The sequence below is a fragment of the Flavobacterium sp. SM15 genome, from assembly GCF_022012335.1.
In the GTDB taxonomy this organism is placed as follows: Bacteria; Bacteroidota; Bacteroidia; order Flavobacteriales; family Flavobacteriaceae; genus Flavobacterium.
In genome coordinates, this window is sequence record NZ_JAKLTO010000046.1 from 1 (window position 1) to 221 (window position 221).

The 221-nt window shown below is 41.6% G+C and carries 1 protein-coding gene; it reads right to left on the bottom strand.

From position 1 onward, the window contains the following. A partial coding sequence (locus LZZ90_RS14060; RefSeq protein ID WP_237791335.1) for a hypothetical protein occupies positions 1 to 221 on the bottom strand: 221 nt, incomplete at both ends.

Here is a 221-nt window from a genome sequence, read left to right on the forward strand (position 1 = left end):
TGTTGGTAAGGCATTCACGGTAATCACTGCCGAACCGCTTACACTTTGTGAACATGTTGAAACTACATCTACTAAAGCATAAATAGCATCTGCAGTTAAAGCCGATGTTGTTATCGAAGCTGTTCCTGTTCCGTCAAGCGTTACTGTTTGATTAGCTCCACCATCAACTGTATAGGTTACTGTTGCATTTGGTGTTCCGTTAAAGGTTACCGTAGCAGTTT